The following is a 15725-nucleotide window of genomic DNA, read 5'->3' as shown; positions in this document are numbered from 1 at the left end:
GTGTAATCGACATGGACGAGACAAAACGAATCGGGATTTTGACGAGCGGCGGTGACTGTGCAGGACTCAACGCCATTATTCGGGCAGTCGTTTTTCGGGCGATCGGTTCCTACGGTTGGAAGGTGTTGGGTATCAGTCGAGCGACGCAGGGGTTGATGTCTCGTCCTCCAGAGTTTGTGTCGCTGGAAATTGAGAAAGTCGATCGCCTTTTGACCGCCGGAGGAACCGTTTTGGGAACGACGAATAAGGGCAATCCGTTTGCCTTTCCGATGGCAGATGGGGAGTTGGTCGATCGCTCTCAAGAAATCATCGACGGCTATCACCTGCTGGGATTGAATGCGATCATTGGCATTGGCGGCGATGGCAGTATGGCGATTCTCAGACGATTGGCGCAGCAAGGCAACATGAATTTGGTGACGATTCCCAAAACGATCGACAACGATGTAGACATTACTGAATGTTCGATTGGCTTCGATACGGCAGTTAACACGGCCACTGAAGCGCTCGATCGCCTGCATTTCACTGCTGCCAGCCATTCTCGCGTCATGATTTTAGAAGTGATGGGACGAGACGCGGGACATATTGCCATCAGTGCGGGTATTGCGGGCGGTGCTGATGTGATTTTGATTCCAGAAATTCCTTATACGATCGCCAACATTTGCGACAAACTGCGAGAACGCCAGGAACAGGGCAAAAACTATTCGTTAGTGATCGTCTCCGAAGCCGTTCGCACCGAAGAAGGCGAGAAGATTAGCTCAACCGATCCGTTTGGACAATCGCGCTATGGGGGCATCGGGCAATATCTCGCCAGCCGCATCTCAACCTGTAGCGGTGCAGAAACTCGCGTAACCGTCTTGGGACATATTCAGCGAGGCGGCACCCCCTCACCGCTCGATCGCCTGTTAGCTTCAGCTTTTGGAGTCGCCGCCGTCGATCTGATCGCAGAAGGCAAGTACGATCGCATGGTGGGTTGGCGCGATCGTCAGGTGATCAGTGTGCCGATTGAGCAGGCGATCGCTCGTTATTGCGTTGTCGATCCGGGTAGCACGCTGGTCAAAACCGCTCGCGGGCTAGGAATCTATTTGGGCGATTAAAGCGTTTGGCAGCGAATGGCGCGTCGGTATGATTCAATAATCATGCATTTAACTCAGATCTTGCCAACATGACTTTAATTCTCACCAATGATGATGGGATTGACGCTCCCGGAATTCGTGCCTTGCTTAGAGCGGTGGATGGAGAAGGCATTTTGGTCGCACCCCGCGATCATCAGTCGGGCTGTGGACATCAAGTGACGACGACTCAGCCGATTCAAGTCGAGCAAAGAGCAGCGCGAGAATATGCGATCGCAGGCACGCCCGCCGATTGTGTAAGAATTGCGTTGCATCATCTTTACCCCGATACGAATTTCGTTCTCTCAGGCATCAACGCTGGGGGCAACCTGGGTGCAGATGTCTACATTTCGGGAACGGTTGCCGCTGTGAGAGAAGCCGCGTTTCATCGAATTCCCGGTGTGGCAATTTCTCAATACAAGAAAGGAAAGCTGCCGATCGATTGGAACTTATCCGCTTATTGGGCTGCCAAAGTTTTGCGAGAACTGCGCGATCGACCCTCTGAACCTGGAGCCTTCTGGAATGTGAATCTACCTTACTTAGAAACTGAGGTAGATGTGGCGATCGTCTTCTGCAAACCCTGCACCCAACCGCTCCCCGTCAATTTTCGGATTGAAGGCAGTGACTTTTATTACTGCGGAGAGTATGCCAAACGTCCGCGCGATCCAGGTGGCGATGTCGAGGTGTGTCTCTCTGGAAGCATTGCTGTCACTCAGATTCATTTGTGAAAAATGTTTTGCAGCGGAATTAGTTGAGCAACCGTTTCACTGACACCACCACATCAGGAAACCTAACAGGTCGAATCTCACCATCTACCTGTGTGGTTTGAGAAGCGTAATTTCCATCAAATGGCTCTCAATACACAACCAATTCCATCGTCTTGAGATTCACAACCCAATACTCAGAAATGTTTGCTTGAGCATATGTTTTACGCTTAACTTCGGTATCTTTGGTCAAAGATGAATTTGAGAACTCAATTAACCAGAAGATATTCTCTGGATGGGGGTGATGAGTCAGGTACTCCCGTCCCAATGGCTGAACGACCCCTTGCGGGTAACTCGAAGAGATCGCCAAGTCGGGTTCTGGCTCTGATGTACTGTGAGGTAGGGTGATGGGTTTTGCCTCCCGAACGGTGACTCGATCTCTTCGAGTTACCCGCAAGGGGTCGCCCAGCAGACCAATTAAATAATCTCTGGTACTTGTGTTGAAGTAGGCATGAGGTTCTCCTTCGGGCGGCATCTCGACAATTTCCCCGTGCAGTAGTTCTACCTGGCGATCGTCCAGCACACCAGAGGCAACCATGCGGTGATAGTCGTCCAATGTCCACTTCGCCAGAATGACGCTCATTTTTAGTAGCCTTCTTCCTCGTATTCGGGCTGCTTGGCTTTTTCGGGGATCTTTAGCTCTTGAGGCTTGTAGGGTTCTTCTTGCCAGGGGTCTTCTTCGGGGTCGTCAAATTTGACTTCGGGTTCGCGAAACTCGGCGGATTCAGCATCGATCGCGTCGTCGTAGTCGTCATCATCATAATCGTCGTCGTAGTCTTCGTTGTAGCGATCGCGCGAACTGGCTGCACTCCAGTTGTCTTCTTCTTCGTCTTCGTAAGCCATTTCAGCCCGACGTTGGCGAGGAGCTTCTTGCCGTAGAGGCAGGGGTTCGGGTTCGCCGTAGTTGTCTTCGTCCCAGGTGGTTTCTTCGATCGGTTGGCGCAGCGGTGTCTGAATCGGCGTTTTTACCCCAGAACCTAGCTGATTGTTGACGTTGATCGGCTTCAAATATTGCTCGTTTTCGTCGCGCTCCCAGATGGGTTTGCCGATGCCTAACCGTTCGAGAATGCCAACACTCAACTGAGACATTCTTTCTTCGGCCCCTTCGTAGACGATCAAGCGATCGGGCCCGCTACTAACAATCTCATCGACGGGCATTTCATAGGTGCTAACAATTTGATCGGGGATCAGCGGGAGACCGATCGAGGCAATAGTCAGCGTATCGACTTTGCCGCTGTCAATATTAAAGCGAAACCCCCGCACCTTACCCAGCAACTCGCCTGTCTCAGTAATCACTTCGCAGTTGATCAGGGCGTTATAGACCTCGACATCGATATCCTCGATCACATTGTCATCATCGACGAGAATCACATCGCCAATCTGACGAATGCTGCTCAACATCATGGGCTGAGGCGTACCGTAGAACAGATTCGGGCGCAGGCTGAGGGCGACGACTTCTTGACTGTCAATATCCACCCACAGTTGACTGACAACACCCAACCGTCTTCCGGTCGATCGAGTGATCACCTGTGTTCCAAGGAGGTCGGAGCGTTGGCGAAATTCTTCTGTCATTATGTCCCGAATCCTGTTTCGCAATCTGTTAAATATCAAATCATACGGAGGCACTTTGAGGGAGCTTAATTCCCAAAACTTGGGTGTATGCGCCTCGCGCCTGGGTGACCCCGATCGTTCGTTCCGCAGATTCGATCATAGGACGACGAAGGCTCACGACAATAAATTGCGCTTGTTGTGCCTGTTGCTTGATCATTCTAGCTAATCGCTCTACGTTTGCCCCATCGAGAAACATATCGACCTCATCAAAGGCGTAAAACGGTGAAGGTCGATACCGTTGTAGGGCAAAAATGAAGGCGAGCGCCGTCAGGGATTTTTCTCCTCCAGACATGGAAGCCAATCTTTGGACGGGTTTGCCTTTGGGATGAGCGACGAGATTTAATCCACCGTTGAAGGGATCTTGAGAATCTTCTAATTGTAAGTGACCATCGCCATCTGAAAGTGTCGCGAAAATTGCCTGAAAGTTAATATCGACCGCATCGTATGCCTCTTTGAAAGCGCGTTGACGCAGGGTTGTAAAGTTTTCGATCCGCAGCAGCAGTTCGGTACGTTCTTCTTCGAGCGTCGTCAGCTTTTCGGTGAGTTCCTCTAGTCGAGCCTGGGTGCGATCGTATTCTTCCAAAGCCAACATATTCACTGGCTCCATCGCTTGCAGACGTTTTTGTAGCGATCGCAGTTCGTGTTGGAGTTGTGAAAGATCGCGGGTAGCGGTTTCCGGAATTTCGGGGAGGGGATCGGGCAGATCGGCTCGTTGGGCGGCGAGTTGTTCTTGCAGGGCGATCAGTTCAGTCCGGCGAGTTTCCTGAGTTTCTTGAATTTTGTTGCGTTGCCAGTCGAGTTGTTGTTGGCGGGTTTGCAGATCTCGCAGTTGACGATCGACGCGATCGCGCTGTTGCCGTTCTTCTCCGAGCGTCTTCTCTAGTTTGGCGAGGGCGGCTTGCAGTTGGGCAATGTGGGTGTTGACGGCGAGTTGCTGTTCGGTGAGGCTGGTTTGCTCTTGCAGTTGGGCGGTTTGCTGGGTGCGGTATTCCTGAACTTTGGTTTGAGACTGCTGAATTTTTTCTTGAATGCGTTGACGCTGATTTTCGAGATCTTGTAGCCGCTGTTCCGCTGTGCGAAGGGCGAGTTCTTTTTGGTTGAGGTCTGATTCGAGCGATCGCAGTCTGCCTTGAATTTGCTGCCATTCGCTATGAGTTTGAGATTGCTCCAGATCTGCCAGCGTTTGTCTCAATTGCGCTAATTGCGTTTCTTGAATGGGAATTTCGGCTTCTAAAGTGTGTAATCGAGTCTGAGCCGCAGTGTTTTCTTGGGTGCTTTTTTGCAGTTGCGAATTGGTTTGAGTTTGCTCAGTTTCCAGTCGCGTCGTCTCAGTTTTAAGCTGTTCTAATTTGAGTTGAATTTCTCGATGATTTTGACGAGATTCGACCAATTGTTTGGATTTGTTTTGATGGTCGATCGTCGCCCTGGCCATCGCATCTTCACAGCGCAGCAGAATCGTATCAATCACGCGCAGCCGTTCTTTTAAGTCCAGCACTTCAGCCGATTCGCTCGCGTCCACCGTCCCAAACCGAATCGCAGAGCGGTTATTGGAACTGCCCCCGGTCATGGCTCCACTTTGTTCGAGCAGTTCGCCATCGATCGTCACGATCCGATACTGTCCCAAATAGCGCCGCGCATCTTGCAGCGTCTGAAAGACAACCGTATTGCCAAAGACGTAGGAAAACACTTCCCAATAGCGATCGTCACATTCGATTAAATTCAGCGCAAAATCGACACAGCCACTCATCGATCGCAAGCTGCTATTAGAGGGCGCACGTCCACCCCGAATTTTGTTGAGCGGAAGAAATGTGGCCCGTCCAGCGCGTTTTTGTTTGAGAATCTCAATGGCAGCGGCGGCGATCGCATCATCCACCACCACCAATTGCCCCAATCGACCTCCGGCCGCTGTTTCGAGCGCCAATTGATACTGAGGTTCGACTCGGCCCAGTTGAGCCACCAAGCCATGCACGCCTGTCATTCCCATCTTGAGAATCACCTGAGTCGCATGAGTGCCCTGAGCTTCGGACATCGCTTGAGTTTGCGCTTCTAATTTGTCTAACTTGCGCTGTTTCTCACGCTGTTCATTCAGCAATCGCGTTTGTGTTTCCTTCTGGATTTGCACTTCCTGCTCGGCTGCGGAAACAGACTGTGCTAGTGATTGAATTTTGGTCGTTGCTTGTTCGAGTAATTTTGTAAGTTCAGATTGTTCGGATTGTTTTTCGAGCAGTTGGGTTTGCAGCGTGAGGAGCGATCGGCTTTGTTCTTCAACCTGCTTTTCTAACTGACTGGCGCGTTCTCTCAGTCGAGCCTGCTCTGTGCGCTGTGGCTCCAATGTTTTGAGGATACTGTCAATCTGATGACGCAACTCCGTTTGTTCTTGTACCCAAGCTTCTGCACTCGCTGCCGACGCATTCGCCGCATCTCGATTCGTTTCGAGGGTTGCTCTCGCTTCGTCTCTTTGTTGCCGAAATGACGCTAAATCTCTCGCTTCTAGCGTTTGTTGCTCTCTGGTCAACGATTCCAGCGTTTTCATCTGCTCCTGAATGTCTTGCTGGGCGCGAGATAGATTTTTCGTCAGATCTTGGCTGGCAGTTTGTAAGTCTTGCTCCTGTCGTTGAAGTTGGCGCAGTTCTGCTTCACGAGTCGCCAAAGTAGACTGAATGGCAATCTGTTCTTCTTCTCCGAGCGCACGAACGTGAGCGTTGAGTGTCTCCAGTTCAGCGGTTTTCTGTTCGATTTCGGTTACCAAAGTGCCTAACTGAGTTGTCAGATCCGCGATTTCCTGTTCACCAATTTGAATCTGCGCCTGTAGCTGTTTTCCTGCCTGAGCCGCCTGCTCATAGCGAATGACAACTTCCCACTGTTCTTTGTTTTGCAGTTCGGCCCGAAGTTTTTGATATTTCTCAGCTTTGATGCGATCTTGGGCGAGGCGATCGCGCTGATCAATCAATTCTTTTTCGACAATGTGATATTTGTCTTCGTGATCTTTGACGGCATCGAGTTTGTCTTTGGCTTGATTGATCTTGCGATCGAACGAAGCCACTCCTGCCAACTCGTCAATAATTTCTCGCCGTTCCCGCGCATTCATCGAGATGATCCGGGTCACATCCCCCTGCAAGACGACGTTGTAGCCTTCGGGATAAATTCGCAAACGATTCAATTGCTCGTGCAGTTCTGTGAGCGTACAGGGTTCGCCGTTGATAAAATAATTTGACGTGTAGGTTCCCTGTTGTGTGACACGCAGCTTTCTAGTCACGCTCCATTCAGCATTGGGCGCTACATCACTCGTACCGTTTCCATTCCCGTTCGCATGACCATTCTGTGAATGATCTTTGAACGTGACATCTTCTGCGCCTTCGGTTTCGGGATTGTTGAGCGCATTGAGCAGATCGACTTCATCAGACAAGTCGAATACGGTTGTGACGCTGGCTTCGACGGTCGATCGTCCCTTCGTGCTTTGCGTATGATTAACCAGATCCGGCAATCGCTCTGCCCGCATTCCTTTGGAGCCTGCCAACCCCAAGCAAAACAGTAGGGCATCTAGCAGATTTGACTTACCCGACCCATTGGGCCCCGAAATCACAGTAAAACCTGGCAGCAACGGAATCGGAGTCGTGCCACCAAAGGATTTGAAGTTGGTCAGTTCGACGCGCTTGACGTACACAGGCTAGATGGTGGCAAAATTAGTGTTCAGTGTAGCCCGGAAAAGGCGATGTGACTCAAAATTAGGCGGTTTCTACAGTGATACCACAATCAGAACAAATGTTCTAGACTAATTTTCTAAGTCGATCAGCGATGGTCATTCTTTTCGCGCGATCAGTTTCTCCGTGAGGCAAAGGTTATCTATTAGCATTGAGACATGGTTTTTCTCGGTTGGCATGACTCTTTGCATCTCATACAAGTACAAAACTCTTAACGATGGCACTGTCACAGCCATGTGCTACTCGGATTCTTTAATCACAACGTTAGGAGCCAACAGCCAACAGACTGGTACGGGTAGTTTTTTACCCTCGAATGCGGAAATTAAGCATCAAACCGCACGAGGTATTAAAATTCAGATTGTTTCCGCAACAGCATACGGCAAGAGTGATGTCCGTCGTGATTTTGTGTTTTCCATCGCTGGTGCTGTTCCTTTAGGGCTGCAAAGTCTGATTCATTTGGACTCAGTTTTCAAAACGTTTCTTGCAAATTATCGTTTTGAAGATTATCTCAAAAGAGTGGAAGGAACACTCCGAGAGTTTTGGCAAGATGCTTGGGATAAAGACATTGAGTATCTCGTAACAGCGGCTGACGATGGCGGTGAAATAAGAATCATTTATATGAGAGGAACGGAATCAGATTTAATCATTGAGGAAATCGAAGCAGAGGATGGGCTACTTTTTGCAGTCATAGGGGATCGTGCTGAAGAAGCTTACGACATGATTAGAAGAGAAACCAATTCGCTCATGTGTGCAGGAATGGAGATAGATTCAGCCCTGCATTTGGCGTGTCTACGTATGATGAGGCGTGCGATTGAAGACCCAAACCAGATATTTGTTGGTGGAAGTATACAATCTTGTCAAGTGTGGGGACGAAAGGCAGCATACATCACACTAGACGATGGGAATCAACTGATGTATCGGGGAGTCAAGTATTCAAGAGAATGGAATCGATCAATCGACATGGCTCCATTTCCAGTTGCATACATAAGTGCAGATATGTACAACCCTCAAGTTAGTATCTAGCAGATCATAGAGAGTCTTGAATCAGAAGAGGATGAAATTGCAGGTATTGATGCATAAACGTTGCCCTGCTGTTGTGCTGCGTCAACGGGCGAAGGAACAGCCGCTCAGTCTCGATTTCCGTCATAATTAAGATCCTCAATGTTGGACTCAAACGCAGGAAAAGCCAATGGTTGCCACTCCCACGTCGATCGTCTATCCCGACTCCGATGGTTTGCCCATGTCAGACAATACCCGCCAGTTTGAGTACATTGTGTATATCAAAAAGGGTATCGATTGGCTGTTTAGCGACGATCCTCAAGTTTTTGTCGGCGGCGATTTGCTCTGGTATCCGCAAGAGGGAAGCAACAAACTCCGACAGGCTCCCGATGTCATGGTTGTCTTTGGGCGACCCAAGGGAGATCGGGGAAGCTACCAGCAGTGGAAAGAAGATAATTTGCCTCCCCAAGTTGCGTTTGAAATTATCTCTCCGAGCAACACGATTCCTGAAATGACCCGTAAGTTTCAGTTTTACGATCGCTACGGCATCGAAGAATACTATGTTTATGACCCTGATCGTCTCAGTTTGGGTGGCTTTGTCAGACAGGAAGGCAGACTTGAAGCGATCGAGCCGATAGAAGGTTGGGTCAGCCCTCGTTTAAAAATTCGCTTTACTCTGGGGCAAGACGGTAGCCTGGAACTATATCGGCCCGACGGACGACCCTTTGCGCTATGAGGAAATCGCGGCACGAGCCGACCAAGCTGAACACAGGGCCCAACAAGCAGAAGCGCAACTGGCAGAACAGCAAGCTGAAATTGCTCGACTCAAAGAACAGCTTAAATCAATGGGGCAAGATCCCGATCGTCAAATCGAACATAAATAGGACATAACAATGCAAACGCTGGATAAACCTTTAGAACATTCACTCAATGATGCGCTGGTGATTGCTGGACGGACATTTCGATCGCGCCTGATGACCGGGACGGGCAAATATCGCACTTTTGAAGACATGCGGCAGAGCATCGAAGCCAGTGGCAGTCAGATCGTCACCGTGGCAGTGCGTCGAGTCCAAACCAAAGCACCCGGACACGAGGGACTGGCCGAAGCCCTTGATTGGACAAAAATCTGGATGTTGCCCAATACGGCAGGCTGTCAAACTGCTGAAGATGCCGTGCGAGTGGCGCGTCTGGGTCGCGAAATGGCCAAACTGCTAGGACAAGAAGACAATAATTTCGTCAAGCTCGAAGTGATTCCCGATGCAAAGTATCTGCTGCCTGACCCGATCGGTACCCTGCAAGCCGCCGAACAGTTGGTCAAAGAAGGCTTCGCAGTCCTGCCTTACATCAATGCTGATCCTCTACTAGCCAAGCGTTTAGAAGAAGTGGGCTGTGTCACGGTTATGCCGCTGGGGTCGCCGATCGGTTCTGGTCAAGGCATCCAAAACGCCGCTAACATTCGGATTATCATCGAAAACGCTCAGGTGCCTGTCGTCGTCGATGCGGGGATTGGCACACCCAGCGAAGCCACCCAAGCGATGGAGTTGGGAGCCGATGCGCTACTGATTAATACGGCGATCGCTCAGGCAACTCACCCGGTCATGATGGCACGAGCGATGAATTTGGCTACTGAAGCAGGTCGTCTTGCTTACCAGGCGGGTCGAATTCCCGTTAAAGCGATCGCCAGTGCCAGTTCACCCACATCCGGCACGATCGCCTAAAAAGCTTACAGCGGTTAGCTTATGCAGATCGAATGCTAAAAGTTAACCGTTTGATTAAGTTTTCTTACGTTAAATCGAGTTTATTTCTTCATCTTTTGATAAACTTAACAAAACAACAGAGGAACGACTCTTATGAGATACACAACCGAAGAAGGTGGTCGCTTAAACAACTACGCAATTGAGCCAAAGATGTATGAAGCGACTCCTCCTGACAAAGCCCAACAGCGTGGCTACCTGATCCTTGGTACCCTGGGAACCTTGCTGGTCGGTGGATTAATTGCCGTCGCGGTTGTGGTTTCACAAGCTTCCTAGCTCAACCTCTAAAAGATTTATACAATCAGAAGATTTGAGTATTCTTGTAGCCTCAGACGAGCCAGGTCGCTTACTGTAATAGACAGCACCTGGCTTTTTGATGGGCATTATTAGAATGATCGCCAAACGACTCAGGCTCATGATTGATGAATCAAGCCAGACGATCTCAACCACGGCTCAAACTTTCAGCGCAAAAGCCCTTTTGTGATTTTTTATCTGCCCCATACAGACCAGAGTCTCAACTGTCACCCCAGGTTTCATCCTGACATCAGCCAAAATCAATCGAAAAAGGGTTCATAGCCCAATCTATTCGGGTCACAATAAAGTGACCGAAATCATCGCTGATGACACTCGTCGATTGCCAACCTGCCTCCAGCACCCCCGTGACCGAGCTTGTTTCTCAGGGCCGCTCAAGCTTGAATCAACAGATTTATCTGCGCTTAAGGCTGGCGTTGAGCTTAAATCTGCGCCGTCAAATTTTTGTGACCGTCTGCGATGATGTCGAGTTGCGCGATCGCCTCGCCCTTCAACTCCGAACCGATCTTGCCAATGCTCACACCACTCCTGTAACCGAGAAAAACGGTGTCGCACCTCTTCAGGCAAGCCCTTCTCGAATTGTCAGCCTCGGTCTCAACCTGCCCAACCCCGACATTTTGGGGCAAATCAATCACTGGCTCAGTCAGCATTCCAACCGCCCAGCCAACTGGGTGCCGACCTTTCAAATCGTGGGCATTGAGGCGCTCACCCGTCAGCCCGTCCATATTCAACGCGCCTTTCTCGACTCGCTTCAGCGATTTGCCAAACAGCGATCGTCGATCGAATTCAATCTAGTCCTATGGGTGTCGCGTCCCTGGTGTCGATCGATTCAGCAGTCCGTTCCAGAATTTTGGCGCTGGCATACAGGGATTTTTGAGTTTGAAGGCGACCCGGCCCCCCTGGGAGAACGCAGGAACCAGGGAGCAGGTAACCAAAAGAGCAGAAAGGCTCCTCAATCCTCAACGCTCATTCCATTGCCAAAGCGCGTCGAAGACAGTCCGCCAACACCCCTCACCTCTCCTCGCCAAGCGGAACAAAATCCGCCTTCATCCCCCGTCCCAATCGCAAAGCGGATTACCCCAAAGGGGGAACAGATCATCGCAGACAACTCCTCATCCCTCAATTTTTCAACGCCTCCCGACCCTCAACCTGCAAAGCCCAAAGCCCCAATCAATCGCACTCGTGCAGACTCCGAATTTGCCGATTTGGTGCTGGCTTCCGTCATGCAGGACGTGGAGCAGGCGGATGGAATCTCGTTAGATCAGGTGGCTGCTGACCATCCCAGTTTAGAACCGATGCGTCTGTTGCAGCATTTAGAGGAATTGCAGCTTGCTCAAGCGCCTCCTGCCTCTCATGCTGCCGCCTATCGTCAGTTGGGAGACTGGTATCGCGATCGCGTCGAGCAAGGCCATTCGTCTCAATCCAATCTCACGGTTACCGTCCGAGCTTACGAACAGGTTTTGCGATTTTTGGAGCCGACTTCTTCTCAAGCTCCAGATGTGTTAAACGACGTAGGCAACCTTTATTGGATGCTGTCTCGCTGTCCGACGGCGGCTGATATTGCCTTACCCAACTTAGAAAAAGCGCTGAAAGCCTACCAGCTTGCTCTGAGCAAAATCAATCCTCAAACGCGACCCAGCACCTTCGCAATGGTTCAAAACAATCTGGGGTCAGCGTATAGCGACTTGGCTCAACGACAGAATCCGGCTGAAAATTTGCAACAGGCGATCGCCGCTTACCAATCTTCTTTGCAATATCGTCAGATCGAAGAGGAAGCTTCTCGGTACGCAGCCACCCAAAACAATCTAGGCACCGCTCACTGGAATCTGGCCCAGCACCAAAACCCGATCGACAACTTGCAGCAAGCGATCGCCTATTACAGTGCGGCTCTGCGTCACTACGATCCCGATCAGGAGCCGTTGCACTATGCCATGCTGCAAAACAATATGGGCACCGCTTACTGGAATTTAGCTCAGTGCGCTCAAGGCTCAGAACAGGCCGATGCGACTCCGGGCGACTTTTTGCTGCTGGCGATCGGAGCCTACCGGATTGCCTTAATGTACCGAACCCTGGATGCGGCTCCTGCGGCCTACGCTTCGACTCAAAACAATTTGGGGACTGCTTACTGGCATTTGGCAAACCAGCCCTCGACCCACTACGACGAAGCAGAAGGCTATTTACATCAAGCGATCGCAGCCTACAAAGAAGCCATCGCCGCCGTAGATTATTTGACGACTCACATGCCCCATCCGCCAGCGCTGACCTTCGATCGCTTCTCAACCTACAACAATTTGGGATCGGCTTTCTATCAGTTGGCGACGGCTACCCATGCAGAATTGGATACTCAGCAGCGATTGGCCTATCTCGAAGCGTCTCTTTCTCATCACGTTCAGGCGCTCCACGGCTGGCAAGACAAGCCTGACTTTTACTCGACTGCCCTTAATTGCATTGTGCAAAACGTCAGAGCGTTTCATGAGCGTAGCGGCATTCAAGGACAAACGCAGGCTCTCTCAAAAATCCCAGCAACGCTGATTCCGGCCGTGATGAAACAGCTTTAATAGGATGACGATCCCCTAAATCTTATTGGCTCAAGATACTTCTTTTAAATGGTACATATTATGGAAACCTGTATGAAAAATTGATTCCGAAAGCCTACCAGAATTCGGGTGAAGAGTTGGTGAAGCACCCGACTCGCCAGAAAAGTAAATCGGTCGATTTGGTTTCAATTTTCCTCACATCAACTATTTGCCTCAGTCAGAGATTAGCTATCAGGAATCAGACAGTTCTTGTCTCACATCGCTAATACTATCTTCCTCAATCGAAGCGCCACAAAATGGAAGCCAACCCGCCAACAGTAAGGCAACCAGTCTCAGGTAGTAGCGACGTTTTCCCTTGTCAGCACTGGGCACGATCGCGCCTTCACTAATCAGATTTGCCGTCTGGCTTCTCACCTGCTCATAACTCAACCCTGATGCCTCAGCCAGTTCGTTACGAGTCAGCCCATCCCGTTGCTTCAGCGTCTCGATCACCTGCGATCGTGTCTGCTTTCCCTGTCCAGTCGTTTGAAAAATACTCAGCATTTCAGTAGTACCCAGATACCCTTCTTTGCTGACAGATCAAATCTGGAAAGTCAATCGTGGAAATTCGTAGGAGTTAACGGGTTAACCAAGGCCTCAATTCTGTGAAGAATCAATTATAAATTTATCGAGTCGCTTCAGAACAATCGCGGTTGAACTAATTTAGAGCGATTAAGCAACAGGCTCTTTCAAGCCTTTCAGGGCTGTGTGGCACAAAAACGCACGTATCCTTAATCTATTCCTTTTACGCTTATCCTGAATCAACACATAGTACTTATAGACTTATCTTACTGAAGTTCTGCTTCAATCTTGTCCAAGTCTTCACCTAGATTTGTCAGTCCGGCTTTTTGTTCCAAAATTTGCTTTTCTAGCTTAAATTTTATAGAGGGGTCGGTTTCCGTTGCCAATGCCTCTCGCAATCGCTTCAATTTCTCGCTCCGTAAGTCGTACTCCATTTGTAATCCGCCTTGTCTTTGCTCTAAACGTCGGCGTTGTCCGGGAGTGACAGTCGTTGAAGTTGGCAGTAGCTCTAGAACCTCATTCAGAAAGTCTTTGCTACCGCCTGCATAGTAACAAAGAGGAAAATTATCGCTGAGATCTAGCACTTTATTGACAAACGGATGCTGCGAACCACTTGCTCTTTGAGGAACCTGCTCAAATAAGTAGCTCAAGATGTCCAGGATACGAGCATATCCGTCCTGTTTCAGAGATGCTCTGCCCTGTAGCGCTTCTAGCAGGCAAGCCGTGAATACACTGTAAGGGCTGCCTGTGTAGGAGTATTCATTCTCTCGTGAGGAGGCAACCACAACTCTACCACTGCCTGAATTCAAAACATTTAAGAGATCGGGGGGAACAGGAGATTTGGTGAATGTTTCACTGGAATCTTTCAGGGCGGGTACGCCGCCAGCATGGCAGCAATCTAGCAAGACGATGAGCTTTTGCGATTTAATTGCCTCGATTTTTCGAGTAAATTCTAGTCCAGTGATAGCCGTCTCGGTTCGTTGGCTGGGATTGTAGCCGTAGGGAACCAGGAAGTATTCGTGGGTAGCTTGAATGTATCCACCGTGACCAGAGTAATAGATGATTACCGTTGCGGATGGGTTCTGATTGACTTGCTCAATAATTTGGTCAAAGGCAGCAAGAATCTGATGTCGGGTGGCAGTAGTTTCAGTGAGGAGTGTGACCCGCTGGGTGGAATACGCGGCGCGGCTAGGATCAATCAAGACATCCCGCAAGGCGACGGCATCTTTGACCGTGACTGGGAGATCAGCACCAACTCCGACGAGGAGGGCATAGCCATTGGCAAATAATTGGTTGCTCACAGTAACCCTATTTCCCTGAACAAAGATGTTGAACTCACTTTCGACCACGATTCGTTGACTTCGTTATGTTACAGATTTTAATTGGTTTAGTGATTCCTCGAGCTGGAGTTGCAGCGTAGCTAGATTGGTGGTTGAAGCCGCTTAAGAATAACTTGATTAACTAAGCAGTATTTCACGGCGCAATCCGGTAGTTCCATTCTCCATGAAATCAACACCGTTCGATTGCAATAGCATTGAACTGCTCATCAGATACTTGAATCCCTGTGGGATAGAGATTGTCATCCAATTGAGCGTGAACTTCTTACGCCCCAAGGGGCGGGGAATCTACCCTTGATGAGATGGAAGCAATGAATATGATCAGAAAAGGACAAGTGAAAGGAATCAGTAAAGGGGAGAGTGTGGCTCAAGCGAAGTTCATCGAAGAAATCTTTGGAGTAATCGCTTAAGACAACGAGATTGGGACAGTTCGTTTGTCACTTTAAAATTGTGGTAGAACCGTTTCTGAAAGAACAGATATCAACTTCGCTTTTAGGATTAATAGTTTGATCGGGAAAATCACCGGTGGCTGAATACTTTTGTGTACGCGGAGACGGAGAGACTCCAGCACTATCAGGTAGTGGTACTTTGATGAGATTTTGCAATGTTTCATTTTTTAACAATACAGATACCCCTTCATCAGTACTGATAATCGCAGGTGATTCAATGATTTGCCCGACTTGTACGGGTTGACCACCATTGAGAGTAACCTGACCCTGACCACGAATTTCGGCAACTCTAAATACACTTCTGCACATTCTACCCATACGCAAAGGATTTTTTGGTGGAGATGGTGGAATATTCGGCCCAGGAGAAATGTTGATAGATGATCCGAGTTCAGATGCTTTGCCAGGAGTGCGGTCAGGTAGTGGCAGCTTTGAAGAACTGTCTGTAGGAGGAGCAGGAGAAGTTGGAGCGGGTTGAGGGTTGTTAGAAGAAGGATTAGGTGACTGCGTGGAAATAGGATTAGGAGAAGTTGGAGTGAGTTGAGGGTTGTTAGAAGAAGGATTAGGTGACTGCGTGGAAATAGGATTAGGAGA

Annotated in this window: 13 protein-coding genes and 1 pseudogene; 8 read left to right on the top strand and 6 right to left on the bottom strand. The window is 49.5% G+C overall.

Annotation, left to right across the window (positions count from 1 at the left end):
• Positions 1 to 11: 11 nt before the first annotated feature.
• Both ACKFKF_RS18395 and surE read left to right on the top strand, forming a co-directional pair.
• On the top strand, positions 12 to 1094 hold the full coding sequence (locus tag ACKFKF_RS18395; RefSeq protein WP_446856190.1) for an ATP-dependent 6-phosphofructokinase: 1083 nt from the start codon (positions 12 to 14) through the stop codon (positions 1092 to 1094).
• A gap of 68 nt (positions 1095 to 1162) precedes the next feature.
• Positions 1163 to 1837, top strand: a complete 675-nt coding sequence (surE, locus tag ACKFKF_RS18390) for a 5'/3'-nucleotidase SurE (protein ID WP_446869033.1) — start codon at positions 1163 to 1165, stop codon at positions 1835 to 1837.
• A gap of 127 nt (positions 1838 to 1964) precedes the next feature.
• Here surE and ACKFKF_RS18385 read toward each other — a convergent pair whose 3' ends face one another.
• The 3 genes from ACKFKF_RS18385 to smc are packed head-to-tail and all read right to left on the bottom strand — an operon-like array spanning position 1965 to position 7148.
• A complete protein-coding gene (locus tag ACKFKF_RS18385; RefSeq protein WP_446869032.1) occupies positions 1965 to 2456 on the bottom strand; it encodes a Uma2 family endonuclease in 492 nt (163 codons plus the stop codon).
• A 2-nt stretch (positions 2457 to 2458) separates the two neighbouring features.
• On the bottom strand, positions 2459 to 3445 hold the full coding sequence (locus tag ACKFKF_RS18380; protein WP_446869031.1) for a PRC-barrel domain-containing protein: 987 nt from the start codon (positions 3443 to 3445) through the stop codon (positions 2459 to 2461).
• A 40-nt stretch (positions 3446 to 3485) separates the two neighbouring features.
• Positions 3486 to 7148, bottom strand: a complete 3663-nt coding sequence (smc, locus tag ACKFKF_RS18375) for a chromosome segregation protein SMC (protein WP_446869030.1) — start codon at positions 7146 to 7148, stop codon at positions 3486 to 3488.
• A gap of 271 nt (positions 7149 to 7419) precedes the next feature.
• Between smc and ACKFKF_RS18370 the strand changes: the two genes are divergently transcribed.
• From ACKFKF_RS18370 to ACKFKF_RS18345, 6 genes are all read left to right on the top strand, one after another.
• Positions 7420 to 8208 (top strand): hypothetical protein, encoded by a 789-nt coding sequence (locus tag ACKFKF_RS18370; RefSeq protein WP_446869029.1) that lies wholly within the window; start codon positions 7420 to 7422, stop codon positions 8206 to 8208.
• A gap of 166 nt (positions 8209 to 8374) precedes the next feature.
• A complete protein-coding gene (locus tag ACKFKF_RS18365; protein ID WP_446869028.1) occupies positions 8375 to 8920 on the top strand; it encodes a Uma2 family endonuclease in 546 nt (181 codons plus the stop codon).
• On the top strand, positions 8910 to 9068 hold the full coding sequence (locus tag ACKFKF_RS18360) for a hypothetical protein (protein ID WP_446869027.1): 159 nt from the start codon (positions 8910 to 8912) through the stop codon (positions 9066 to 9068). Before ACKFKF_RS18365 ends, ACKFKF_RS18360 begins: the two co-directional genes overlap by 11 nt.
• Positions 9069 to 9077: 9 nt before the next feature.
• On the top strand, positions 9078 to 9902 hold the full coding sequence (locus ACKFKF_RS18355; protein ID WP_446856199.1) for a thiazole synthase: 825 nt from the start codon (positions 9078 to 9080) through the stop codon (positions 9900 to 9902).
• A gap of 132 nt (positions 9903 to 10034) precedes the next feature.
• On the top strand, positions 10035 to 10214 hold the full coding sequence (psb34, locus tag ACKFKF_RS18350) for a photosystem II assembly protein Psb34 (RefSeq protein WP_446856200.1): 180 nt from the start codon (positions 10035 to 10037) through the stop codon (positions 10212 to 10214).
• A 344-nt stretch (positions 10215 to 10558) separates the two neighbouring features.
• Positions 10559 to 12808 carry a tetratricopeptide repeat protein gene (locus ACKFKF_RS18345; protein WP_446869026.1) on the top strand — a complete coding sequence of 750 codons (2250 nt, stop codon included), beginning with the start codon at positions 10559 to 10561 and terminating at the stop codon, positions 12806 to 12808.
• A gap of 210 nt (positions 12809 to 13018) precedes the next feature.
• Here ACKFKF_RS18345 and ACKFKF_RS18340 read toward each other — a convergent pair whose 3' ends face one another.
• The 3 genes and pseudogenes from ACKFKF_RS18340 to ACKFKF_RS18330 all read right to left on the bottom strand — a co-directional run.
• A complete protein-coding gene (locus tag ACKFKF_RS18340; RefSeq protein WP_446869025.1) occupies positions 13019 to 13330 on the bottom strand; it encodes a winged helix-turn-helix transcriptional regulator in 312 nt (103 codons plus the stop codon).
• A gap of 284 nt (positions 13331 to 13614) precedes the next feature.
• Complete coding sequence (locus tag ACKFKF_RS18335) at positions 13615 to 14649, bottom strand: caspase family protein (protein ID WP_446869024.1); 1035 nt, start codon at positions 14647 to 14649, stop codon at positions 13615 to 13617.
• A gap of 473 nt (positions 14650 to 15122) precedes the next feature.
• Positions 15123 to 15725: pseudogene (locus tag ACKFKF_RS18330) on the bottom strand (hypothetical protein); the annotation flags it as partial.

It is taken from the genome of Phormidesmis sp. 146-12 (genome assembly GCF_052939495.1).
Note: the sequence above shows the minus strand (reverse complement) of the source record. Positions and strands in the feature narration are given on the sequence as shown.

Excerpts from the sequence above, each read along its gene's own strand:
- ACKFKF_RS18395 (WP_446856190.1), top strand. The coding sequence starts at position 12 with ATGGACGAGACAAAACGAATCGGGATTTTGACGAGCGGCGGTGACTGT.
- surE (WP_446869033.1), top strand. The coding sequence starts at position 1,163 with ATGACTTTAATTCTCACCAATGATGATGGGATTGACGCTCCCGGAATT.
- ACKFKF_RS18385 (WP_446869032.1), bottom strand. The coding sequence starts at position 2,456 with ATGAGCGTCATTCTGGCGAAGTGGACATTGGACGACTATCACCGCATG.
- ACKFKF_RS18380 (WP_446869031.1), bottom strand. The coding sequence starts at position 3,445 with ATGACAGAAGAATTTCGCCAACGCTCCGACCTCCTTGGAACACAGGTG.
- ACKFKF_RS18370 (WP_446869029.1), top strand. The coding sequence starts at position 7,420 with ATGTGCTACTCGGATTCTTTAATCACAACGTTAGGAGCCAACAGCCAA.
- ACKFKF_RS18365 (WP_446869028.1), top strand. The coding sequence starts at position 8,375 with ATGGTTGCCACTCCCACGTCGATCGTCTATCCCGACTCCGATGGTTTG.
- ACKFKF_RS18355 (WP_446856199.1), top strand. The coding sequence starts at position 9,078 with ATGCAAACGCTGGATAAACCTTTAGAACATTCACTCAATGATGCGCTG.
- psb34 (WP_446856200.1), top strand. The coding sequence starts at position 10,035 with ATGAGATACACAACCGAAGAAGGTGGTCGCTTAAACAACTACGCAATT.
- ACKFKF_RS18345 (WP_446869026.1), top strand. The coding sequence starts at position 10,559 with ATGACACTCGTCGATTGCCAACCTGCCTCCAGCACCCCCGTGACCGAG.
- ACKFKF_RS18340 (WP_446869025.1), bottom strand. The coding sequence starts at position 13,330 with ATGCTGAGTATTTTTCAAACGACTGGACAGGGAAAGCAGACACGATCG.